20 protein-coding genes are annotated in these 23593 nt (G+C 57.1%); 9 read left to right on the plus strand and 11 right to left on the minus strand.

Annotation, left to right across the window (positions count from 1 at the left end; all coding sequences use genetic code 11):
* Positions 1 to 70: 70 nt before the first annotated feature.
* Both ispD and tyrS read left to right on the plus strand, forming a co-directional pair.
* Positions 71 to 814, plus strand: a complete 744-nt coding sequence (gene ispD, locus Poly59_RS24285; protein ID WP_315852616.1) for a 2-C-methyl-D-erythritol 4-phosphate cytidylyltransferase — start codon at positions 71 to 73, stop codon at positions 812 to 814.
* On the plus strand, positions 807 to 2090 hold the full coding sequence (tyrS, locus tag Poly59_RS24290) for a tyrosine--tRNA ligase (RefSeq protein WP_146536666.1): 1284 nt from the start codon (positions 807 to 809) through the stop codon (positions 2088 to 2090). Before ispD ends, tyrS begins: the two co-directional genes overlap by 8 nt.
* 19 nt (positions 2091 to 2109) lie before the next feature.
* Here tyrS and Poly59_RS24295 read toward each other — a convergent pair whose 3' ends face one another.
* Positions 2110 to 3543: a DUF58 domain-containing protein gene (locus tag Poly59_RS24295; protein ID WP_146536667.1), complete on the minus strand. Its 1434-nt coding sequence runs from the start codon at positions 3541 to 3543 to the stop codon at positions 2110 to 2112.
* Between the two features lie 41 nt (positions 3544 to 3584).
* Positions 3585 to 4586 (minus strand): AAA family ATPase, encoded by a 1002-nt coding sequence (locus Poly59_RS24300; protein WP_146536668.1) that lies wholly within the window; start codon positions 4584 to 4586, stop codon positions 3585 to 3587.
* A gap of 120 nt (positions 4587 to 4706) precedes the next feature.
* On the opposite strand from Poly59_RS24300, the gene Poly59_RS24305 reads away from it, so the two are divergent.
* Positions 4707 to 5096 (plus strand): response regulator, encoded by a 390-nt coding sequence (locus tag Poly59_RS24305; RefSeq protein WP_246151904.1) that lies wholly within the window; start codon positions 4707 to 4709, stop codon positions 5094 to 5096.
* A gap of 52 nt (positions 5097 to 5148) precedes the next feature.
* On the opposite strand, the gene Poly59_RS24310 is transcribed toward Poly59_RS24305, so the two are convergent.
* Both Poly59_RS24310 and Poly59_RS24315 read right to left on the minus strand, forming a co-directional pair.
* Positions 5149 to 6681 carry a glutamate ligase domain-containing protein gene (locus Poly59_RS24310; protein WP_186776486.1) on the minus strand — a complete coding sequence of 511 codons (1533 nt, stop codon included), beginning with the start codon at positions 6679 to 6681 and terminating at the stop codon, positions 5149 to 5151.
* A gap of 312 nt (positions 6682 to 6993) precedes the next feature.
* Positions 6994 to 7893, minus strand: coding sequence for a uracil-DNA glycosylase (locus Poly59_RS24315; protein WP_146536670.1), 900 nt, complete (start codon positions 7891 to 7893; stop codon positions 6994 to 6996).
* Positions 7894 to 8014: 121 nt separating this feature from the next.
* Between Poly59_RS24315 and der the strand changes: the two genes are divergently transcribed.
* Positions 8015 to 9355: a ribosome biogenesis GTPase Der gene (der, locus tag Poly59_RS24320; protein ID WP_146536671.1), complete on the plus strand. Its 1341-nt coding sequence runs from the start codon at positions 8015 to 8017 to the stop codon at positions 9353 to 9355.
* Positions 9356 to 9464: 109 nt separating this feature from the next.
* On the opposite strand, the gene Poly59_RS24325 is transcribed toward der, so the two are convergent.
* The 4 genes from Poly59_RS24325 to Poly59_RS24340 all read right to left on the minus strand — a co-directional run bounded on the left by Poly59_RS24325 (position 9465) and on the right by Poly59_RS24340 (position 13835).
* Positions 9465 to 10373, minus strand: a complete 909-nt coding sequence (locus Poly59_RS24325) for a formylmethanofuran--tetrahydromethanopterin N-formyltransferase (protein WP_146536672.1) — start codon at positions 10371 to 10373, stop codon at positions 9465 to 9467.
* A 3-nt stretch (positions 10374 to 10376) separates the two neighbouring features.
* The gene (locus Poly59_RS24330) at positions 10377 to 10976 is read right to left on the minus strand and encodes a 5-formyltetrahydrofolate cyclo-ligase (protein ID WP_146536914.1); all 600 of its coding nucleotides are present in this window, start codon (positions 10974 to 10976) and stop codon (positions 10377 to 10379) included.
* 83 nt (positions 10977 to 11059) lie between these two features.
* A complete protein-coding gene (locus Poly59_RS24335) occupies positions 11060 to 12583 on the minus strand; it encodes a rhamnulokinase (RefSeq protein ID WP_146536673.1) in 1524 nt (507 codons plus the stop codon).
* 790 nt (positions 12584 to 13373) lie between these two features.
* Positions 13374 to 13835 (minus strand): NUDIX hydrolase, encoded by a 462-nt coding sequence (locus Poly59_RS24340; protein WP_146536674.1) that lies wholly within the window; start codon positions 13833 to 13835, stop codon positions 13374 to 13376.
* Here Poly59_RS24340 and Poly59_RS24345 point away from each other — a divergent pair.
* The 3 genes from Poly59_RS24345 to Poly59_RS24355 all read left to right on the plus strand — a co-directional run bounded on the left by Poly59_RS24345 (position 13828) and on the right by Poly59_RS24355 (position 17632).
* Positions 13828 to 15192, plus strand: a complete 1365-nt coding sequence (locus tag Poly59_RS24345; protein WP_246151905.1) for a CCA tRNA nucleotidyltransferase — start codon at positions 13828 to 13830, stop codon at positions 15190 to 15192. The genes Poly59_RS24340 and Poly59_RS24345 overlap by 8 nt on opposite strands.
* Positions 15189 to 16286, plus strand: a complete 1098-nt coding sequence (locus Poly59_RS24350) for a succinylglutamate desuccinylase/aspartoacylase family protein (RefSeq protein WP_146536676.1) — start codon at positions 15189 to 15191, stop codon at positions 16284 to 16286. The genes Poly59_RS24345 and Poly59_RS24350 overlap by 4 nt, the downstream gene beginning before the upstream one ends.
* A 185-nt stretch (positions 16287 to 16471) precedes the next feature.
* Positions 16472 to 17632 carry a DegT/DnrJ/EryC1/StrS family aminotransferase gene (locus Poly59_RS24355; RefSeq protein ID WP_146536677.1) on the plus strand — a complete coding sequence of 387 codons (1161 nt, stop codon included), beginning with the start codon at positions 16472 to 16474 and terminating at the stop codon, positions 17630 to 17632.
* Between the two features lie 55 nt (positions 17633 to 17687).
* Here Poly59_RS24355 and rnpA read toward each other — a convergent pair whose 3' ends face one another.
* The 3 genes from rnpA to tilS form a co-directional block, all read right to left on the minus strand.
* Positions 17688 to 18038, minus strand: a complete 351-nt coding sequence (gene rnpA, locus Poly59_RS24360) for a ribonuclease P protein component (RefSeq protein WP_146536678.1) — start codon at positions 18036 to 18038, stop codon at positions 17688 to 17690.
* A gap of 5 nt (positions 18039 to 18043) precedes the next feature.
* Entirely contained in the window at positions 18044 to 19027 is a 984-nt protein-coding gene (locus Poly59_RS24365; protein ID WP_146536679.1) for a DnaJ C-terminal domain-containing protein, read from the minus strand.
* Positions 19028 to 19105: 78 nt separating this feature from the next.
* Positions 19106 to 20098: a tRNA lysidine(34) synthetase TilS gene (gene tilS, locus Poly59_RS24370; RefSeq protein ID WP_146536680.1), complete on the minus strand. Its 993-nt coding sequence runs from the start codon at positions 20096 to 20098 to the stop codon at positions 19106 to 19108.
* 511 nt (positions 20099 to 20609) lie between these two features.
* On the opposite strand from tilS, the gene rny reads away from it, so the two are divergent.
* Both rny and Poly59_RS24380 read left to right on the plus strand, forming a co-directional pair.
* Positions 20610 to 22169: a ribonuclease Y gene (gene rny, locus Poly59_RS24375; protein ID WP_146536681.1), complete on the plus strand. Its 1560-nt coding sequence runs from the start codon at positions 20610 to 20612 to the stop codon at positions 22167 to 22169.
* A 309-nt stretch (positions 22170 to 22478) separates the two neighbouring features.
* Positions 22479 to 23552, plus strand: a complete 1074-nt coding sequence (locus tag Poly59_RS24380) for a PstS family phosphate ABC transporter substrate-binding protein (protein WP_146536682.1) — start codon at positions 22479 to 22481, stop codon at positions 23550 to 23552.
* The last annotated feature ends 41 nt before the right edge of the window (positions 23553 to 23593 follow it).

Below are 23593 nucleotides of genomic sequence, written 5' to 3' on the forward strand. Positions count from 1 at the left end.
TTTCTTCGGATGCGTTGAATCCTAGACTTTGACCTTCCCTGAAATCCACCGCTTCGACGAGCCACCGACCTTGAACGATCCTTCTCATCAACCGCCGACGCTCGGATCGATCGCGGTCATCATGCCGGCGGCCGGTAGCGGGCAACGGTTTGGCAGCCAGCGGAACAAGCTGTTTGCGACCTTGGCCGGCAAGCCGCTGTGGTTCCGATCGGCCGAGCGATTAGCGGAATCTCCGCTGGTCGGCCGCATCGTGATGCCGGTTTCCGAGTCCGACCAGCCGGCGTTTGAAAACGAATTTTCGGACTTAGTCGCCAGGCTGCGGATCGAAGTCGTCCGCGGCGGTGCCGAGCGATACGACAGCGTGCGAGCGGGGCTGGCCGCGATCGGCGACGACTCCGAAGTTCGCTGGATCGCGGTCCATGATGCGGCTAGGCCACTCGTTTCAGCCGGCGACTTAGCGGCGGTTTTTGCGATGGCCAGCCAGACAGATGCGGCGATCCTGGGGGCACCGGTCCCGGGAACGATTCGCCGTGAAATTCGGCTTTCCGATGGAATTTTGCGAACCGAGACCGTCGATCGGCGTGACCTCTACGTGGCTCTGACGCCGCAGGTCTTTTCCGCCGGGTTGTTGCAACGTGCCTATCAAAAGCACAATGGGCGGCCGGCGACCGATGATGCCGAATTGGTCGAACGGATCGGCCACCCGGTCTCGATCGTTCGCGGCAGCGCCGATAACTTGAAAATCACTTACCCCGAAGACTTGGCGGTGGCAGAAGCCATCTACGCCCGTTCAACGAAGAATAACGATGCCTGAATTCAACTTGCTTGACGACCTCCGCTGGCGTGGCCTGATCCATCAATGCACCGACGAAGCGGGGCTGGCCAAACTGCTGGCTTCGGGCTGCCAAACCGTCTACATCGGTTTTGACCCGACGGCGTCTAGCCTGCACGTGGGCAGCTTGATGCAGTTGATGATGCTGCGACGATTTCAAAAGGCTGGCCATCGTCCGATCGCTTTGGTCGGCGGTGCGACCGGCATGATCGGTGACCCCAGCGGCAAGAGCGAAGAACGCAATCTGTTGTCGGCCCAGCAGTTGCAAGAAAACGTCGATGGCGTGGCGGCACAGATGCGGATGCTGTTGGACTTCAACGGCGACAATGGCGCGTTGCTGCTGAACAATTTCGATTGGATGCAGGGTTACTCGTACCTGGAATTCCTTCGCGACGTCGGCAAGAACTTTCCCGTCGGCGCGATGATGGGCAAAGAGTCCGTGCGATCGCGACTCGATAGCGAAGCCGGACTCAGTTACACCGAGTTCAGCTACATGCTGTTGCAGGCTTACGACTTTGTGCATCTCGCCAAGGCACACGGTTGTTCCATTCAAGCCGGCGGCAGCGACCAGTGGGGCAACATCACCGCTGGCATCGACCTTGGCCGGCGGATGCTGGGCAAACAGTTCTTTGGTGTGACGGCACCGCTGCTGACGACCAGTGATGGTCGCAAGATGGGCAAGACCGAAAAGGGCGCGATCTGGTTGGATCCCGAGCGGACCAGCCCTTACGAGTTTTACCAGTACTGGAAAACGGTCGAGGACGCAGACGTGATGCGCTGCATCGCCTACCTAACCGAAATCGACCGCGAAGAATATGATTCACTCGCGCAAGCGACCACCGACGATCCGGGCAAACGCGCCGCGCAAATTCGTTTGGCTGAATGGATGACGAAGTTGCTGCACGGCGACGAGGGTTTGGCGACCGCCGAGCGAGCATCGCAGATTCTGTTTGGTGGCGAGATTGGTGAAGCAACCGATGCATCGCTCGGTGCGATCTTCGCTGACGTGCCAAGTCAAGACGTCGAACGTGACAAGCTCGGCGGCGAAGGATTCTGGATCGTCGAAGCTCTGCAATCGGCGGGATTGGTCAAGAGCGGTGGCGAGGCTCGTCGCGCGATCAAGGAAGGCGGCGTTTACTTGAACAATGTGCGAGTCAGCGACGAGCAACAACGCTTGTCGACGTCGGACTTGGCCAGCGAGACCGTGATGGTGCTGCGCAAGGGCAAGCGAAAGTACGCGTTGCTGCGATTTACTTAGGCCGGCTATTTAGCGCCGCTTATCGAACTAGCGTTTGGCGGCATACTTCGGCGATGGCGTCTTTGGATGCCAAATGAAACGTTGGGATGCGGCTAGCGATCAAGGGTCCCGCCGACGCGCTATAGTCGTTGATGTCGTGAGTGTTGATGATCACCGCAACCGCACGTCCTCGGCGTGACAACGACACCAGCGAGGCGATCGTCTGCGGTGGAGTCTCTTGCACGATCACCAGCATGGTCGTTTCCGATGACAGTCGCGATTCACACTCGACCAAAAACTCGGCAAACGTCAATCCACTAGTGCGTTCCAGTCTTGCCAACGTACGGTGAACTTCCTTGAACTGCACTGGGCCGCGTGATGGCGGGATCAGCACCGGACGCAACCGATCGCTTTCCTCTCGCATTGCCGCTGCGGCAGCCGCCATGCCGCGGACTCGGTGATCGCCCGCCCAACCTTCGTCTCGCACTCGATCCGATGCATCGCGTCCGTTGGTTGCCAACCCGAACGGTTCACCCGATTCGTGCAGCGCCGCAGCAATCGATGACGCCGCGGTGACTGCTAAGTCGCTGCGATACGGTTCGTGTTTCGTCGGATTGGTCGACTCGTGCAAATCCAACACCAACGTCGCACCGACGATCGACGACGGCTCGTAGATCTTGCTATGCAGCACCCCCGTTCGCGCCGTTGCCGCCCAGTGAACACTGCGCATCGGGTCGCCAATCTGCCACTGACGGATGCCTCGCAACCGGGTTGGGTCATCCATCACGTTTTCACGCATACGAATTTCGCCGATCGGACGTCGCGAGCCGATCTCGTAACTGGTCAGCGGCACAATCTCGGGCAACACTGTCACATATTGCGGTTCGGTGCCAACACGGTAGCGGCGAAACAGCCCCATCATGTCGCCGGTTTCCAAAACGGTTGGCCCGATTTGAAAATAACCACGGCGATGGCAGTTGATCTTGTACTCAAGTTTGCGAGTCTCGTCAGGCCACAACAACAGGACGCCAATGCGATCGCCTTCGACGGCAAGCGTCGGATGCTCGGTATCGGCAGTCCAACGCGGCAACAGGTCTTCGGCCAATAACCACAACACCGGAATTCGGCTGCGATTGTGAAAACTCAGTTCCACGGAAACTCGCGAACCAAGTTTGACTTCATCGTTTTCAACTCCACCACGCGACGCAACCGTCGCGGTCGCCCAAATTTTGGCGAGGTAGTAGTTGGTGCCCAACAGCAGCCCAGCGGCGACTGCCACCAAAACCCACAGCGACGCGCCGAACAACATGCCAGCCAGCAAGACCGCACTGACACCCGCGATCACGGTGAACTTTGGCGTCGAAGCAGCCTCGATCGCCGACTCCGATGCAACGGCTCGTTCGACTCGCTTGAGCAATCGCTGATCAAGCTCGTCCAATTCGTCGGTTTGATCGGGTTCGTTTTGGCCAGACATCAGAGACCGCTTAAGAATGAAAGAAAATTCGCTCGCCGCGGTTAACCTGCTTCGATAGTTGGCACGGCGATTTCGCTGACGATCTCTTCCAGGATTTTCTCGGTCGTCAATTTTCTAAGGCGACTTTCCGGACGCATGATCAGGCGGTGATTCATGACAGGATCAATGATTTTCTTGACGTCATCGGGCATCACGAAATTGCGACCGCGGATCGCCGCCATGGCTTGAGCACATCGGAACAACGCGATCGTGGCGCGAGGGCTGCCGCCGAGTGCCAAATCGGGGTGCGTTCGCGTTTCATTGACGATTTGCAACAGGTACTGGCGAACTCGATTGTCGACGTGAACTTTGCGGACCTGGTTCGACGCAGCGACAATTTCTGCGGCAGTGGCAACTGGCTTAAGTCGATCGATCGGATGCGTGTGCTGCAGCAATTCCAGCATCCGCATTTCTTCTTCCATCGACGGATACCCCAAACTGAACCGCATCATGAACCGGTCAAGCTGGGCCTCGGGCAATGGGAACGTGCCCTCGTGATCGACCGGGTTTTGGGTCGCGATGACGATGAAGGGCGGCTTTAAAGTATGAGTCGTTCCGTCCACGGTGACTCGCGTTTCTGCCATCGCTTCTAACAGCGACGCCTGGGTCCGCGGAGTGGCTCGGTTGATCTCGTCGGCCAGCAGGATTTGAGTAAACACCGGGCCGGGGCGAAATTCAAATTCGGAGGTTTTCTGGTTGAAGATTGAGGTCCCGGTGACATCCGTGGGCAGCAAATCGGGGGTGCATTGAACCCGCTTGAAATGGCAGCCGACACTGCGAGCCAAGGCTCGAGCAAGCATCGTTTTGGCCACACCGGGGACGTCTTCCAGCAAGATATGGCCGCCCGATAGCCATGTCACCAATGACAGAACCAATTGTTTGCGTTTGCCCACAATTGCCAATTCGACATTGCCAATGATCCGCTTGGCTAGCTCACTGACGGCGGCCGGAGAATCGATTTGAGCGGTCTTTTCGCTCGGAATGGGCGTTGCCGGTTGATTCATTCGGGTCGGATCGGGCGTGAAGTGGCGTCGGCCGCGTAATTCGGCACTACAATTGCAATTATGATCATAGCTTGCTGAGGACTGCCGCGGTGGCAGTTTGAACTATCACGTTTGACCGCCATGATGACTCCCAATCTACTGGTTACCGACGACGACGCGGCTTTTCGCCAAGTGCTTTGCGAGGCCTTGGCTCGACGGGGGTTCAACGTCACCGAAGCGACAGATGGCCAAGAGGCGATGGACGTGCTGGACCATAGCGAGGTTCATGTCTGCTTGATCGACTTTCACATGCCACGTTTGACGGGCTTGGACGTGATCCGCCGGCTGCATACGGCCGGCCGAGTGTTGCCGTGCGTATTGATGAGCGCGGACTTGAACGACGAAATCCGCCGCGAGGCCGAATCGATGGCAACGTACGGCGTGCTGGCAAAACCCGTCCGGCTAAAACAGCTAAGCGACGTGGTTTGCAGAGCCCTGGCCGATGTCTATGGCTGGCGGCCCTCGATGTAACGAAAAGTGGCGGCCAAGTTTGTTGGCCGCCGTATCGATGGATGCTAGAGGACTAGCCGAAGATCTTTAGCGATGGCTTGGGGTTCGCTTCGTCAGCCTTGTCCCACTCGCCTTCGATCATCTTTTCTAACTTTTGCAGATCGGTTCGACCGGCCTTTGCCGTCTGACTTCGTTCACCTGTCATCACCAAGATCGTGTCGTTCGGACCGGCTTCGGAAATGGCCCACTTGATCGCTCGCGAACGGTCAGCCACCAATCGCATGGCAGCGCACTTTTCGACTCCGTCAAGTACCGCGTGCGATGCCGGCATGAATGATTTTCGCGTCGCAGGTTGAGCCGTCACGATCGCGTGATCCGCGAACCGTTCGATCAGATTGCCGTAGTGAGCCAGGATCTCGGGTTGCTCGCCGCAATCAACAGCCATCACGCACCAGAGCCGGCCCGCGCCTTTCATTGAACGAAACGTTCGCAACGAAGCAGCCGCTCGTTCAGGTGTACCGGCGACATCCATCACCACCGACGCGTGACCATACCGAGCCAAACGCTGACCGCGGCCAGGCACCGTTCGCAGCGTGCTGATCTTTTCGATCGCTTCATAAAGCGGTTGATCCAGCAACAATCCCACCGCGATTGCTGCGGCGTGATTGGCAGCCATTGCACCGCCGCAAAGCGACGTTTCCATCACTGCGGTCGTGTCGTGATACGTCACCAGCAACGTCGTCATGCCGCCAGCGTGATCGATAATCTTGGCCGTCACGTCGGCTGCTTTACGGACACCGTACGACACATAGCGGACGTCATGATCTTCGATAACTCGCATCGCTCGCGGGTCGTCGGCCGGAGCCACAACGACTCCGTCATCCGCCAACCGATCGAGCACGCATTCCAACCCGTTGGGCCCAAAGTCATTGCCACTGATCGCTGATCCGGTGACCACGACCATATCGAACTCAACCGAATCGTAGTGTCCATAACGAGCTTCGTCGTCGGAAAGTTCGATGACGACGGCTTGCGAACCAGCATCCGCGGCTTCGCCGATCCACGCAACCAATTCGGCACCACTGGCAATCGACTCCGGTGCAGTCACTTGCACGACTCCATCGTGAGAGCCAAGGTCGGTCTGAAAACCAGCACGAACGCCGCTCGATCGCAACAGCGTTGACAACAACAATGACGTCGTTGTTTTGCCTGCCGAACCAATCACGCCGATCGTCAGCACTTTGCGATCAGGACGGCCGAGCATTTCGGCGGTGATGGACGCCATCGCCAAATCGACATCGCCCACGATGCACTGTGCCACAGGGCAGGGAAGCAGTTGTTCGGTCAAGATTGCGGCGGCACCACGAGCCATCGCCTGGGCGACTAATTTGGCAGGATCATCTTTTCCAATTCGGTAAACGATCAAGTCACCAGGCTGGGCAGTCGCTGGCGAGTCGGCGACCGATGTGATTTGCACATCTTCCGAAACGGTCAGACGAGCGGCCGGCAGCGTGCGGCGGAGAGAGACGGGAGATCCGGCTTCAAGCTGATGACGAACCGAATCGTTAGTCGCATTGGAAGGGGTTTGGTTAATCCCGTGACGCATGATGGCCTCCGTGCACATCGCTGTGATTGTGTTTCACGACGGTCCAACCGTCGTCGGAAGAAGCAATCCTCGCTCCACCGATGCAGTGATTGTTCCGATCGCCGAAAAGTGGTCAATAGGAAAAAATCTGCCGTGTGTCGCCATTTGCGGCGATTGATTGACAAAAGTCACTGCGGATTTTTAAATACCGATTCGACATCCGCTCAGGAACTCGCTTTTTCACGCCTCGCAATCTCGAACGCCGGTTCCCCAACGCAGCAAGATTTCATCTGCCGGCATCGCGTGAAACGTCCCGCGCGGGACGAAATCTGGCTACATCAGGCCGGCGTCCTTCATCATCATCTGCAGGTCGTCCCAGGCGGCTTTCTTGGCCGCTGGATTACGCAACAGATAGCTGGGGTGATACGTGACCACGACCTTGCTTTCCAAATACGTGTGCAACTTGCCACGAAGACGGCCGACCGACAATTTTGTCTTCAACAGTTCCTGGGCACTGATGGCACCGAGACAAACGATGTATTCGGGCCGCAACAAAGCCAACTGTTGCTCGTAAAACGTACGGCAATTTTGAAACTCGCCAGGTTCCGGCGTGCGACTGCCTGGCGGCCGGCATTTGATGCTATTGAACAGATACGCGTCTTCGCGCTGGAACTTGCATGCCTGGATCATCTTGGTCAGCAGTTGGCCCGCCTGATCCGCGAACGGCCGACCGCTGCGGTCTTCTTCGGCACCGGGAGCCTCGCCAAAGAACACGAAACGCGGGGTGGAGCTGCCTTCGCCAAAGACAGTCTGAGTGCGACAGTTCGACAAAACCTCGCACTGGGTACAACCAGCCACCTGAAGCGCCAAATCGTCCAGCCGCGCCTTCCGCTCGGCCACCGACAACGACTCGCCCGGATAGGGACCTTCGATCGACGTGAACGCCGGCACCGACTCGACACGGCGAACGGGCCGGGCCGGGCTAGCAACGGCTGCCGGAGGGGCGACTGCTGCTGGCGCTGCCGCCACGGGGACCTCGGCGACCGAAACTTCGGGCATTTCATCGGCTTCGGCGACAAAATGAGCCCCCCAAGCTTCGACTTCGGATTCCTGGGCATTGGGCAGAAAACGGATGCCCGCGCGTGCCAAATGAGCCGCTAAAGCAGCGGTTTGCTCATAGATTTCTTGGGCGTCAAGGGATTCGCCGGCGGTGGAAGCATCGTTTTCGGCCATCCGCCCAGTTTACCGACTTCGCTTTCATCGGGTTACCGGGCCTGTCTGAAACGCCGCTTTGAACGTACTCTGGTGAGCTTCCTGGTCCGTATTCGTCCTCAAGTGTTTGTTCACGTTTCAAATGGCAGTCCCCCAAGTCGCGATCGTTGGCCGCCCCAATGTCGGTAAAAGCAGCCTGTTCAATTGGCTGGCACGCCGCCGCTTGGCCATCGTCGATGACCATGCTGGCGTGACTCGCGACCGAATGGTGACGCTGATCGAGCATGAAGATCGCTTTTTCGAACTGATCGACACCGGCGGAATCGGGATCGTCGACGATGACGATTTGACCGATGACGTTAGTCGCCAAATCGAGCTCGCGATTAATTCGGCTGATGTCATCGTGATCGTCGTTGACGTGCAAAGCGGCATCATGCCGCTGGACGAAAGCGTGGCCGAGCGACTGCGTGGGATCGAGCGACCGGTGATCTTGGTCTGCAACAAGGCGGACCAACCGCACCAAGACATCCAGGCTGAAGAGTTCCACAAGCTGGGCCGCGGCCACATGGTCCAGGTCAGCACGACCCAAAACCGAAACCGTGAACAGTTGCTGGATCTGATCGTTGATCGTCTGCCCGACGCAAACGAAGAAGTTCACGCCGAAACGCAAATGAAGGTCACGATCGTTGGCCGCCGAAACGTTGGTAAAAGCACCTTCGTCAACACGCTGGCAGAATCCGATCGCATGATCGTCAGCGAAGTGCCAGGCACCACTCGCGACAGTGTCGACGTGCGTTTTGAAATGGACGGCCAAACGTTCATGGCGATCGACACACCGGGACTGCGCAAACGCAAGAGCCAGCGAACGGACCTGGAATACTATGGAATGCACCGGGCGCAGCGCAGTGTGCGCCGAGCCGACGTGGTGCTGATGTTTTTCGATGCCTCGGAAACGGTCAGCAAAGTGGACAAGCAGTTGATCGGTTACGTGATGGAAAATCACAAGCCATGCGTGTTCGTGATCAACAAGTGGGACAAACTGCACAACACCGTTCCCACCGATCGCTGGGTGCGTTATCTGCGTGCCCAATTCCCAACGCTCGCCTATGCACCGATTGCGTTCATCACCGGTCAAACGGGCAAGAACGTGAAGGCGCTGCTGAACCACTCGACGATGCTTTACAAGCAATCGTGCGAGCGGGTTTCGACAGGTCAGCTTAACCGTGTGGTCCGTGCGGCTGTCGAAGCCCACATTCCGCCATTGCATCAAGGCCGACGTCCGAAGGTTTACTTTGCAACTCAGGTTGCGACCCAACCGCCAACAATCGTGTTGGTCGTGAACGACCCAAAGTCGATCGGCAATGATTACCAACGGTATCTGTTAGGCGTGTTTCGCGATCACCTGCCGTTTGGCGAAGTGCCGATCAAGATGTACCTGCACAAACGCCATCGCAACGAAGAAGACCCAACCGAAATCAAGTAGCTTGCGCCAGCACAATTGTCGGGGCTTGTCCTAACGAAAGTCGTCAAGACTCGTTTCGGGCCGAAGCTCTTGATCAGCTTCGCTGCTTGAAGATCAGCCTGTGTGCGAGTTACCCAATCAGCTCGTGCAAATGCACGAACGTCTTACCCAGTCGGCCGTTGTAATTCCCGGCGCTGATTCGCATCAGTCCGGGCGTTTTGGCGGCAGCGTGGATCGCGTTTCGGGTCGCGTTTTGTAGCGCCTCCAAATCGCGACCGTTGACGATGATCTCCATGATGGACTTCACTCCATCCGGTACCTTCGACTTGTCACCCAGCTTGTCCTTTAGCGTCGGGCAAAATTCCGCATAGGTTGCCGCGATCAGAAAATCGTAGCTACTGCCCGCCTTGGATCCGCTCGACGCGACTCCGCCGGGAAACGTGGTGATCACATCGGGCGTCGCTTCGGCGGCCACCGAAGCGGCTTCGGCCGCATCTAGCGCCGTCGCTTCATCCGGACCAAAGAACCACAAGTTGCCCCCCATCACACCGTCGCGGAAACCGAAACGCCGCGACAAAAAGAACTCGCCACCGAGCGTTGGAATCACCCACCCCGGCTCGCCATGCCGTGTATCGCGAAACTGGTGACGGTCGCCGAACAGGGCGATTTTCCGGCCAAGTTTAAAGTAGTCCTCGGTATGAAGTTGATTGAACAGAGCCGTGGTCGGACACGTCAGCACGTTCTGACTCAGTCGGGCCAACATCACTTTTTCGAGATGCTTTTCTCGATTCTTGACGAACCGTGGCACATGAAATTGCACCGCAGCGCCGACTCGGCCATCGGGCGTTTCGCTGGCGTCGAGCCATCGTGACACACCGGCTTCGCAGTCACACAGGATCGTGCTGGACGCATGCCCGGTGACCGCATTGACGCAGTGGCGAAGCCAACGCTCGTCACGCGCCGTGATCAGGACTTCGCCATAGATGCTGCGAAATCCCTCAGCGTAGGTGTCTTCGACTAAGTCTTTCAAATCAATCATGGCCTACTTGCGCCCCTTACCGTCGTAGACTTTTTCTTCCGTCACGACTTTGTCCATATAGATATCGTGGTCCTGCATCGGGATCTCGTCGAACATTTGACATTCGAAGGCGAGCGAGACGAGCGGCGTTTCCAAGCGAGCGTTTTCAAGCAGCTTATCGTAATAGCCTTTGCCGTGCCCCGTTCGACCACCAACGGCGTCAAAGGCGACGCCCGGCACCAAGACCAAGTCAAGATCCTTAACGTCAACGTTCTTGGCTGCGACGCCGCGCAAGTCTTCGCGAGGTTCCAGAATCTTGTACATGCCGACTTCGAGTTCATCCATCGACTCGAGCAAGAAGAGTTCCAATTCACCGTCGACGCAGTACGGGATCACGATCTTCTTGTCACTCGCCACTGCGGCCGGAAGCGCGTGTCGTGTGCGGGCTTCGTCGCGAACGTCGACATACCACATCACACACTTGGCCGATTGATATTCAGGCATCGCCATCACACGGTCTGTGATCCGCTGGCTAACCTCTTCCTTATCCACCTGCTCCTTTCGAGCAGCGTGGGCCGCTTTGCGGATTTCGTTTTTACGTTCCGACAGTGAATCAGCAGACATCATCATTCTCCGGTGCAGTGTTTCGAGTTCAATTCCAGCCAGGCTCCAAATGAGCCTACGACCTGGCCAAGGGGGACATGCGACTACAGCGACTCGAACTTCTCGGCCGCCGCCGTCCATGCGTCCGTGTTTTGCGGTTGGTACGTCGTGGGTTCAAAGCTTGCGCGAACAAGCGACCGAGCGTCGTCGATCGATTTCAGCTTGCCCAGCCCGACCATTTGCATCAGCACGTTGCCGATTGCCGTCGCTTCGACCGGTCCCGCAACCACCGTCCGATTGCAGGCGTCGGCCGTCATCTGACATAGCAAAGCGTTGACGGAACCTCCACCAACGATGTGAATCGTTTCGATCGGATGGCCTAGCATCGATTCCAGCATTCCCAGACAAACTCGGTAGCGCAGGGCTAGCCCTTCCAGTGCGGCGCGATAGTACACGCCGTCAGAAGCCGGTTTCGCTTGGCCGGTCGATTCAGCAAATCCGGTCAAGGCATCAACCATGTCGTCGGGCGCGACAAAGTCCATTGCATCGGGATTGATCAACAATCCGAACGCAGGAGCCTGTTTGGCTTCGGTCACCATCGTATCCCAAGACACTTCCTTGCCACGACGTAGCATGGACTGACGGATCTGTTGGAAGATCCACAGACCGCAAATATTTTTTAGCAATCGTGTGCTGCCGCCGACGCCAGATTCGTTCGTGAAGTTCAGCTCGGCGCACTTGTCTGTGATCATGGGCTCGGGCAACTCGCACCCCATCAACGACCAAGTCCCGCTGCTGATGTAACACCAAGACGGTTTGGCCGGCGCAAAGTCGTCCGCCGGCACCGCCAACACGGCTGATGCCGTATCGTGCGTCGCTGGCAAGACGACCGAGACACCATCGAGCCCCGTGAATGACGCGACCGACGGCTGAACGGGGCCCAAGTTGGTCCCCGGTGACGTCGTTTCCTTGAACAGGGACGAAGGCAAACCGAGCCGAGCGATCAAATCGCGACTCCATTGGCCGTTTCGCGGGTTGGAAAGCTGGGTCGTGGAAACGTTCGTGATTTCGTTGCTGTGGACGCCAGATAGCAGCCAGTGAAAAAAGTCGCCGATCAACAAGAACTGATCCGCCGCTTCCAGCCCTGGATCCCCCGCCAACTTGGCTGCTAGCAATTGGTAGGCAGTGTTGATTTCCAGAAATTGCACCCCGGTAGCGTCAAAAATCTCGGACCGAGGCACAATTTCGAAGGCTTTTTCCAGCATGCCGCGAGTCCGTCGATCGCGGTGATTGAAACACGAGCCAGCGAATTGGCCGACTTTGTCGATCAAGACATAATCGACGCCCCAGCTATCAACGCCGACCGATTCGATGTTGACGTACTTGGCCGACGCCATTCGCAACCCGGTTTGGATCTCGCGCCACAGCCCCAATACATCCCATTGCAGCGAGTCGTGAACACGGACCGGTTCGTTGGCAAAACGGTGGATCGCATCAAGGGTCAGCTTGCCGTCCACGACGACGCCAGCGATAACCCGACCACTACTGGCCCCTAGGTCGACGGCCAAGTGGGCGACATGCTGCGAGCTGGGCGTTGGGGCAGAAGATGCAGATTTCGTCGATGACATAAAAATTGGCGATTAGCGTGGGAATTCCAGTAAAAAACGGCAATTAGCCGCTCCATTTTGCTAGCTCGCCAGCCTATCGAACTCGCCGCCAACCTGCCAGTCTCGGCCCGCAACCCGCCGCCCAAATCTTGCTTCAAAACTGCCACCCAATCAACAGACCACCCAAAAGAGCTACGTCATTGCTATCGATTTGTTGAGCCAAAGCCCAGGTCAGCGATACCCGTTTGAAAAACCGAAAAGGCATGTAACTCGGGGTGCAATAACGCTTTACCGATGACAACTCGGCGCAGCGGAGAACAAAACCAAAATTCTGCAGTTGACCGGTCCCGGCAAGGGCGTAATCTAATGCTACCGAGACGGTGAAGAGGCCAGAAAACGCCCAGCCGATTCGGAACAAAACACAGCCGAGATTTGAATGCAAGTCATTGACTGCATTCGAGTTACGCTAGGACGCAGCGGCCTCCCTTTTTGGGGGATCGGTAACTGCATGAATAGTGCGAACGTCACATTTTGGACGTCTCTGGCAAATCGTCTCCGCGAGTTCGCCTTGCGTGAGGTTGACGCGGTCAGCTTGCGGCCACGGGCTGACATTCGTCGATGGTGAGAGGCATGCTTTCGAGCTTGTCGATCATCTCACGAAACCTCACGGGCCGGGTACAGGAGTACCCGGCCGCGAACGCTCGCAGAGAGACTTTTTTCTTAGGGCGCGACCGGCGTCGCTTTCTTAACACCAAAAGAGGCTACTGCCCGCATCCACATTCTCGACAGGACTCGAACGTGATGCTCACGGCTAATGCTTCAGATCGATCTCGCCACGCTCCCACGCGGAAATGAAGGCGGGCAAGCTTGGCAAGACTCCCTTTGCCCCGCGCAGTTCAGCCGGCGTCATCCAAAAGTACTCGCTGACTTCCTCTTCGAATGGGATCGGTGTGATCGCGTGGTCCAAGCGAGCCAGCCACCATGCCAACCTTGTCCCCCACGGCGTTACACTTCGCCAGCACAGTCGGACCGGTTCAACATCGATCGTCAGTTCTTCCTGCATTTCGCGAACCAACGTTTCATGTTCTTCCTCACCTTTTTCAACCGTACCGCCGGGCAGACACAACTTGCCAGGCGCGGTCACCGTCAACGCGCGGCGAATGATCAACAGTCGTTCTTCGCGAAAAATCACACCCACGACACCTCGTTTGTTTTCGAAGTTGCCTCGCGGTACTCGTTCGGACGAAACAGATTTTGGTGGTACGTTGCTCATACGTGTGCTTTTAGCGGAAGCCGACTACCGCGACAATCGCACCCACGCCATCCACTCCCCATCCGAGGCCAATCAGATCGCAAACGTTAGTCGAAAATTCTTCCACGGCCCCGAGTCTCAGGAAGCGATTCGAATCATCACGACTCTGCGGCAAGCCGGCTTCGTTGCCCTGCTTGCGGGCGGCTGCGTTCGCGATGCCATGCTAGGCAAACAACCGAAAGACTACGACGTCGCCACCGACGCCACCCCCGATGCAGTTCGAGACGTATTCGGAAAAAAGAGTACGCTGGCGTTCGGCGCGTCCTTCGGCGTGATCGGCGTGCTGCCACAGCGAGACACGAAAGCTAGCACCGCAAGTTCGACTGAATCCACGATCCAGCCAACCGAGGTTGCAACTTTTCGAAGCGACGGCGAATACAGCGACGGACGTCGCCCCGATTCGGTGCACTTCGGCGACGCGAAGCAAGACGCTCTGCGGCGCGACTTTACGATCAACGGGCTGTTCTACGATCCGCACACCGACGAAGTAATCGACTATGTCGGTGGCGAAGCCGACCTACAAGCAGAACGTTTACGGACGATCGGCAATCCCGCCGATCGGTTCGGCGAAGACAAGCTGAGGATGTTGCGAGCGGTACGTTTCGCGACGACGCTCGGGTTTGCAATCGATCCGTCCACTCGTGACGCGATCGAATCGTTCGCTAGCCAGATGAATGTTGTCAGCGGAGAACGAATCGGTGCGGAAATGCGCCGCGTTTTCACATCGCCGTCGGTGGTCCAGGGACTGCGTCATTTGATCGACTGCAAACTGGATGAAACGGTGTTGCCTGAAATTTCCGCCGTCAATCTAGACCAGCTTGCCGCCAAGACAAACAAATTGAGCAACCGCTCGTTTGCGATCGTGATGGCATGCTTTCTGCTGCAAACCGATGCACCCGAGCAAGCGTTAGCGGCGATCGCAGATCGCTGGAAACTCTCAAACGAGGAAGTGCGTCAGATCACGGCGGCAATCCTGCACTACCCCGTGATTGGCGGTGCGGACCGGTTGGCTTGGTCGGTCGTGCAGCCGATCCTGATCGATCGTGATGCCGAAACGATCATCGAAGTGGCCGAAGCGAATTCGAAATCCAGCGACGAAGCCGGCATCGCGATCGCTCGGCGTGCGATGGCGATGCCACGGAAGGAACTCGATCCGCCACCATTTTTGAACGGCAAAGACTTAAAAGATCTCGGCATCCCGGCCGGCCCGCTTTACAAGTCGATCCTGCAATCGATCCGCGACGCTCAACTTGATGGAAAGATCCACTCACGCGGCGAAGCCATTACCCAAGCCCAGCAGCTATCAAACTCGTTATGACAGAAACTCCCAACATTGCTCATTGGTTCGGCGCCGACCTTGCACCGGGCGAATCGGCCAACACGGAACTGCAAGTCACCGAAAGCTACAGCGGCCGGAACATTTCAATCCCGATTCGCGTTTGCCGTGGCCTGACTGACGGGCCAACGGTCTTCGTAACCGCCGCGCTTCATGGCGACGAACTAAACGGAACCGGCGCCATCCGCATGCTGATCGACAATGACGATTGGAAACTGCAGTCAGGCACTGTTCTGATGATCCCGGTGCTGAATCCTTTGGGATTCGAACAGCACTCGCGTTACCTACCTGATCGACGCGACCTGAACCGCTGTTTTCCTGGCACGGTCAGCGGCAGCATGGCATCACGATTAGCGAAAGTGATCTTCGATTCGGTCATCACCCAGTGCGATTTCGGGATCGACTTGCACACCGCAGCAGTCCGGCGGACGAATTTTCCGAACGTGCGAGCGAACTTAGAACATCCTGATTGCTTGCGGCTGGCGACTGCGTTTGGATGTGGGATCTTGCTGCACGGTAACGGCCCCAAAGGATCATTGCGGTTGGAAGCGACTAAAGCGGGATGTCCGACGATCGTGGTCGAAGGTGGCGAAGTTTGGAAAGTCGAGTCGTCAGTTGCCGAGTGCATGACTCGCGGAATCCTAAATGTCTTCAAAGAGCTTGGCATGATGGACGGCGAACAGGACTTGCCCGATTCACAAGTCACTCTGCGGGAAACCAAGTGGCTGCGTGCCGAACGGGGCGGGTTCATGTCGCTGCACGTGGCGCCGGGCGACAGCGTCGAAAAAGGGCAAGCGATCGCAACCAACAGCAGCTTGTTGGGTGAAGAAAAAGGTCGCTTGGTCACACCGTTTTCGGGAATCGTGATTGGCATGACGACTCTGCCCGCGGTCCAGCCTGGCGAACCGGTCGTCCAGATCGGGCGTCTTGCCGACCCTAAATCCGCACGGCGTCACGCCAAGCAAGTCGCCGGCGACGACGTGCAACGCACCGCCCACGAACATCTAGCCACCAACATCCATGTGACCGAACCGAGCGAAGAAGAACCAAACAAGCAGGAACCACCGGCGAAATAGCGTGAAATGACGCGTCAACAAATTGGACGCCCAGCCGAGAACTCGACAAGATGAAGCAGGCCGGCTGATCGACTGATCTTGACCCAATCTGGCCGCCGAGACTAAACCTAAACGACATCAAAACAGATCAAGGATGATGCTGTTCCGACCTCAGACCCACGTACCTAGCCAAGGAAGGCCCAACGATGGCCAATCCCGCAAATAACGTCCCGTTGATGGACGTCAATCGTGACAATCTTCCCCTGCGTGAAGAATTCATCGAGGCCCTGACCGATGTCGTCGACAGCGGTCGTTTTCTGTTCGGCCCAGATGTGGTTGAACTCGAAAGCGAAGTCGCGGCCTACAGCCAAGTCGACAACGCGATCGGCTGTGCGTCGGGCAGCGACGCGCTGCTGCTGGCAATGATGGCGTTGAACATTGGGCCTGGGGACGAAGTGATCGTGCCCAGCTTTACGTTCTTTGCATCAGTTAGCTGCATCACACGACTGGGTGCGACGCCCGTCTTTGTCGACATTCGACCCGACACGTTTAACATCGACGCCGAAAAGATCGAAGCCGCGATCACTCCGCGAACCAAAGCGATCATTGCCGTCCACCTGTTTGGCCAATGCGCTGAAATCGACCGCATCTGCCAAATCGCCTGCGCTCACGATGTCGTCGTCGTCGAAGACGCAGCACAAGCCATCGGCGCCGCCTATCATTCACGCCCAGCGGGCAGTTGGGGACTGATCGGTTGCTTCAGCTTCTATCCCACGAAAAACTTGGGCGGCATGGGTGACGGCGGCATGATGACGTCGCTCGACCCTGCAACTGCCGACCGCCTGCGTTTGTTTGCCGGTCACGGAATGCGACCGCGATACTTCCACAAAGTGGTCGGGATCAACAGCCGACTGGACACGTTCCAAGCCGCCGTGCTGCGAGTCAAACTGCGCCACTTGCCGGAAGCGGTCGAAGCACGACAAACCATTGCGTCGCGCTACAAGCGTTGGCTGACCGAGGCTGGTGTCGTCGGCGACGATACGATGGTGCTGCCTTACGAAGATCCAAACGCATTCCACGTTTGGAACCAGTACGCCGTTCGGATTCCTGGTGGACGCCGCGACGCACTGCGAGCTCACTTGTCCGAGCAAAATGTGGGCAGCGAGATCTATTACCCGATCCCTGTTCACAAGCAAGAATGCTATCGCGACAAGAAGTATTCCGATGCCTCGCTTCCTGAAACGAACAAAGCTTGTGCCGAAATCATGAACCTGCCGATCTTCCCCGGTTTAACCGAATCGGAACAACGGCAAGTTGTCGACACGGTGGCGAAGTTCTATTCGGCTAGCAATCGGATGGTTGCGTAAGCACGTTTTTCCGGTGTGATCCCGCGGGCCTTGTTTGCGGGTTCGCGTGCCAGCGTCAACTCATTCGCTTGACGGCTTTGGCCGCTAATTTGGGAATCGACTTGCGGATTTCAGCCCAAGTCGGTTGGGCGTCTTTTTTGGGACGCACGATGAAGTCGTATCCGGTCGGCAATACTTGTTGCTGCAATCGAAACGATTCGCGGATCAGTCGTTTCCAACGATTACGTACGACCGCGTTGCCGGTCCGTTTAGGAATGGTGACGCCCATTCGCGCCCTAGCATCCGGCGACGACGCGATCGCGAACAACACCAGGACTCCGTCGGCTGCGCACGAGCCCTTCTTTAACGCGAGAGTAAACTCACTGGCGCGTTTGACTCGTTGATGTTTGCCGAAGGTGTATCGCATGCTCTCTAGAACGCCAGATCATCGCGAAGGCTAACCGAGTTGCGTTCTTCGAACTGCTCGATCAGCTTCTTCGATTCATCATCGATTGTTTTCGGCACTTGAATCTGCAAGACCACCAACAAGTCGCCGGCCGTGCCATCGCGATGCTTGACGCCTTGACCCTTCAAACGCAGCCGCGTGCCGCCGCTGGTACCGGCTGGCACGGTGACGGCAACCACTTTATCAGGCGTCGGCACGTCGACTTTGGCGCCCAAGATGGCTTCGCCAACCGAGATTGGCACGTTGACTTCGAGATTGCGGCCAATGCGTTTGAAATGCGGGTGATCCGAAACCTTGATCAGCAAGATCAAGTCGCCTTGCGGTCCGCCGTTGGGCGAAGGTTGCCCACGCTCGCGTAAGCGAATCTTTGATCCGGTTTCGACACCCGGTGGAATCGTAACGGCAATCTTCTCGTTGTCTCCGCCAGATGCCAGATAGAACTCGGTCTTGCCACCGCGAACAGCGACTTCCAATGGAATATCAAGTTCGTGTCGAACGTTAGCACCGGGCTGAGGCGGCGCCGGACGCCGAGCTCCGCCACCCGGTCCACGGCCAGCCCCGCGACCGCCTCCGCCGCCGACCATTTGTTCAAAGAAGTCGCCGAAGCCTTCGAATTGTGCTCCACCACGACCGCGACCGCCAAAGATCTGCTCCAAATCGAGCCCCTCGAAGCCTGCCGCTCCACCACCGCCAGCGCCACCGCCAGGATTGAAACCTGAACCGCGTATTTTTTCAAAGTCGGCGCCATAGCGGTCGTACGCCGCCCGTTTTTCATCGTCGCTCAGAACGTCGTTCGCTTCTTGGATCCGCTTAAACCGATCTTGATACTTCTTGTCGTCAAGATTCTTGTCCGGGTGGAACTTGATCGCCAACTTGCGATACGCCTTTTTTATTTCGTCCTTCGTTGCAGTACGAGGAACGCCCAGAGTTTGATAAAGGTCTTCAGCCACGAATATCGTCAGGGGAAACAGAGGAGTCGGATGCCAATGATTGTGCTCCGCCAAAATGGCAGATTTCAACTCAAACGGCTAGGTATTGCAAACCGCGAACCGGATCGACTTGCCAGACGCCCGAACATCAATTTTTCCCGGCAAAGTGTACCGTTGTTCGTTAGTACTGGGGTCTTGGTCGGCAATTGTCGCGGCCAGTCGCAGCCAATGATCCCGTGTCATCTCGCCACGCGGCCATCCCAATCGATCCCAAATCGTCTGCAACCCGGCGATCACGACCGCCGAAGGAGTCTCGCTGTCTCGCCAAACTAAGACTTTGCCATCAGCCACCGCCTGGGCCTGGACCCAATCCGCACCTGCCGAATCGATCAAATCACGCCAATCACGCTGGGCCATCGCCGCCCGACCGATCGCTTCGGTGGCGTCCGCGTACCGAGATTCAATCAGCGGGATCAGCTCGTTGCGAAGCCAGTTGCGTTGGTACACCGTTTCGGCGTTGGACGCATCTTCTCGCCATGATTGTCCAACTTTGACCAGATAATCGCGAATCGATTGGCGGCGAACACCGATCAGCGGCCGAACGATGACCAAATCGTCGTCAACCGGCCGATGCGGGGCGATCCCTGCTAACCCGGATGGCCCAGTTCCACGCATCAAGTGGTGCAGCACCGTTTCGACGTTGTCGTCAGCCGAATGAGCCAGGGTGATATAGCGACAACCGAGCGATTTGGCTGTATCGACCAGGAACTCGAGTCGCGCCGATCGCAACGAGGCTTCGTCTGATTTAGTTTTGAGGGCGCGGCCGCCGACGAATCTGACGCCAAGCGACCGAGCCAAGGCTTCGACAAAATGCTCGTCCCCATCGGACGCTTCACCTCGCAAGGCATGGTTGAAATGAGCCGCCACGAGAAAACCCGACTGAGGCAGACTCGCCCCGATTTCCGCCATCACACGCAGCAGCCCCACGCTGTCCGCACCACCACTGCAGCCGACCACGACGCCCACACCCGCCCACCGATGGGGTGGCCAGGCGTCGGAGAGCTGATCGATTAGAGTCGTCGCGGCTGGCATGAAGAAGGAGGCCGAGAACTTTCTTGATGACTGGAAAACTGGCACTTTTGGAGCCGCGAGCCGCCCCGAGCAACTTAATCCGACGCCGGTTGTTTCGCGGGAAGTTGCAAGCTGGTAATCTTGTGAAGTGATCCCTCCCGCTCCTTTGGTGGCAGGATTGGCATCACTCAATGTGAAGATTAACACCCCACCGGACAACAGAACCTCCCCCGTTGTTCGTCGATGATGTGTTCAACGCTTGTCTGCGCTTTCCAAACCTTTGACTGCGACATTGTACCGATGTGGTCCCTCGTTCTAACGATTTTCACCTGGCTTCGCCCTGGCTATCTGGCCGGCGACTGCTTGTTTGATCGTGTGACGGCATCACGTTTTACATCTTCCGCAAGTTGTGCGTCCGCGCCGAACTTGCAGTCCAGCGGTTTGTTTCTAGCGATCGATTCACTCGTTCAACGTATCACGACGAGACTTTGCAACGGCCGGTTTTCGAGTTCTCGATTTCGAGGACCCATCAATGAATACGACGATCGCCTTCTACTGCCTGATCTCGCTGATAGCCGGATCCGGCATCACGTTTGGGCTGTTCAAAGCCAACGATAAAAAGCGAACTGAAAAAGCGAACGAAGAAGCCGAAAGGCTACTCGCCGCGGCTCGCGCCAATGCCGAAACCCATCGCGCCGAGTTGCTGCTTGCAGCCAAAGAATCGGCGCTGAACGTCAAAGCATCCGCCGATGAAGAACTGGCGGCCGGACGCAAAACGCTATTGATTCGCGAACAGAAACTCGACCGACGGGACGAGCAACTGCACCAACAAGAAGACTCGCTGCGAAAAGCCCAACGCGGTCTCGAGAGCAGCCAGACTCGCTTGGCAACTCAGATGAAAGGCGTTTCGGATCAACGCGTCATGCTGGAAAAGAAGCTGAAAGAGCAGCAAACGATTCTGGAAACGGCTAGCGGTATGTCGCGAGCCGAAGCGACCGAAAAACTGATGGCGTCGCTGGAACAGGATCTCGAACACGAACGCGGCTCGGTTCTGCTGAAACACAAGAAGAAAATGGCCGACTTGGTCAACGCTCAGGCTCGTGAAATCCTTTTGACCGCGATCCAGCGTTACTCGTCCGCCCATACCGCCGAATCGACCACCAGCACCGTGGACGTGCCGACCGACGATATGAAGGGCCGTATCATTGGCCGCGAAGGTCGCAACATCCGCGCGTTCGAAAAAGCAACTGGCGTCGATGTCATCATCGATGACACGCCGGGCGTCGTCATCGTCAGTGGATTTGATCCGGTCCGACGCGAAATCGCTCGCCAGTCGCTCGGTGCGTTGATCGCCGACGGCCGCATCCACCCTTCCAAGATCGAAGAAGTCGTCGAAGAGACCACCAAAAAGATCGACGGCTTCATCATGCAGAAGGGCCGCGAGGCGGCCGACGAAGTCAACGTGCCGGGACTGCACGACAAGATCATCCACATGCTCGGACGGCTGCATTTCCGGACTTCGTACAGCCAAAACGTGCTGCGGCACAGCGTCGAGGTCGCGTTCATTTCCGGCCTTGTCGCAGAAATGATCGGCATGGACGGCGACCTGGCTCGCCGCTGTGGATTGCTGCACGACATCGGCAAAGCCGCCGACCACGAACTCGAAGGCGGCCACCCGAAAATCGGTGCCGATTTGCTACGACGACACAGCGAAGGCCCCGAAGTCGTGCATGCGGCGCTGGGCCACCATGACGAAATCGTCACCGAGCACCCGTACACCATGCTGGTCGCGACGGCCGACGCGTGCAGCGCCAGCCGCCCGGGCGCTCGCCGGGAATCGCTGGAACGTTACGTCAAACGGATGGAGGAACTGGAATCGATCGCGAACCGTTTCGACGGCGTTCGGCAAGCGTTCGCAATCAGCGCGGGCCGCGAATTACGTGTGATCGTGGCCAGCGAAAAGACGACCGACGAACAGGCTGCCTCGATCTGCCACGACATCGCCAAAGCCTTCGAGTCAGAGCTTACTTACCCAGGCGAGATCAAAGTCACGGTCGTCCGCGAAGCCCGATTTATGGCGACCGCCAAATAGTGAATGTTCTGTTAAGTTTACGTGAAGAAAAAGACCGGTGCGTGCGGTACGCCGGTCGATTGCCGCTGCGGCAGTGCCACTTTCGAACCGACCGAGCACCGGTTTGACAGGGCTCCACTATGTCAGATCTCATCTGCGTCTAAACTTAACGAAGCGTTCGAAATCGACCGAGCTAGCAGTCATCCAACCTTCGAGCCTTCTCAATTGTGAAGAATCAGTCTCCGTCGATTCTTCACCGGTAGCGTGTGAGAAAGCGTCATTCATAATCGCGGGCCCGTTCTCGTTTCAAGTCTATCGGAGCTCCCATTGATGAAATTCACACGCCCCCCAGTTGCATTAATAGCCATGGTCGCCCTTGGGTTGCTGGTTGGCTGCGATTCGTCCAAGACCACGACTTCGGCGCCAACCGCCGACAGCGTTCAAACCGACTCGGCAAGCGAGTCTACATTGGTCGGCGACATCAAGATCGACGGCAGCAGTACGGTTCAACCGATCAGTGACGCAATCCGCGAAGCCTTCATTGCCCAACATCCCGGCGTCAAAATCACTGTCGGCGGCGAAGGAACCGGAAACGGATTCAAAGAGTTCTACGGCAAGGCAACGGACATCTCCGATGCGTCCCGCCCAATCAAGCCCGGCGAACTCGAAAAGGCCCAAGCTGCTGGCGTTAAATTTGTCGAGCTAGCAGTCGCTTACGACGGTTTGACAATTGCGATCAACCCAGACAACGACTGGGTCAAGTCATTGACAGTCGAGCAACTGGAAAAGATTTTCGTCGGCAAAGACGCAGCGAAAAAGTGGAAGGACGTTGACCCCAGTTGGCCTGACCAAGAAATCAAAATTTTCTCGCCGGGAACCGGTTCGGGTACTTACGATTACTTCAAAGAAGTCGTCGCTGACAAACAAGAAATGCGTGGCGACATGACACTGAACGAAAACGACAACGTGCTGGTTCAAGGCGTTGCCGGCAACAAGTTCTCGATTGGATTCTTTGGTGTTGCCTACTACACGCAAAACGCGTCGATCTTGAAGGCGGTCCCAATCGTCAACCCAGAAATCAACGAACCGGTTTTGCCCACGACTGAAAACATTGCATCGGGCAAGTACGCTCCGTTCAGCCGCCCGCTGTTCATTTATGTCAGCGAAGAATCGCTTGCTCGCGCCGAAGTACAGACGTTTGTCGAGTTCTATCTGGAAAACGTGTCGACGTTCTGTGCCGAAGGAAAAGTCGACTACGTCCAACTGCCCGGCGACTTATTTGAGCGCACCATGACGATCTTCGACGATGTGACCACCGGAACGCATTTCATCGACGCCGACGGCAATTCACGTGAAGGCGCGTTCGCAGAACTGTACGTTGCCGAAAGCTTAGACGCGAAGTAAGTAACCGTTCGTCCACGAAATCACCTCGATCTCAAAGTCAC

It is taken from the genome of Rubripirellula reticaptiva, from assembly GCF_007860175.1.
GTDB lineage: Bacteria > Planctomycetota > Planctomycetia > Pirellulales > Pirellulaceae > Rubripirellula > Rubripirellula reticaptiva.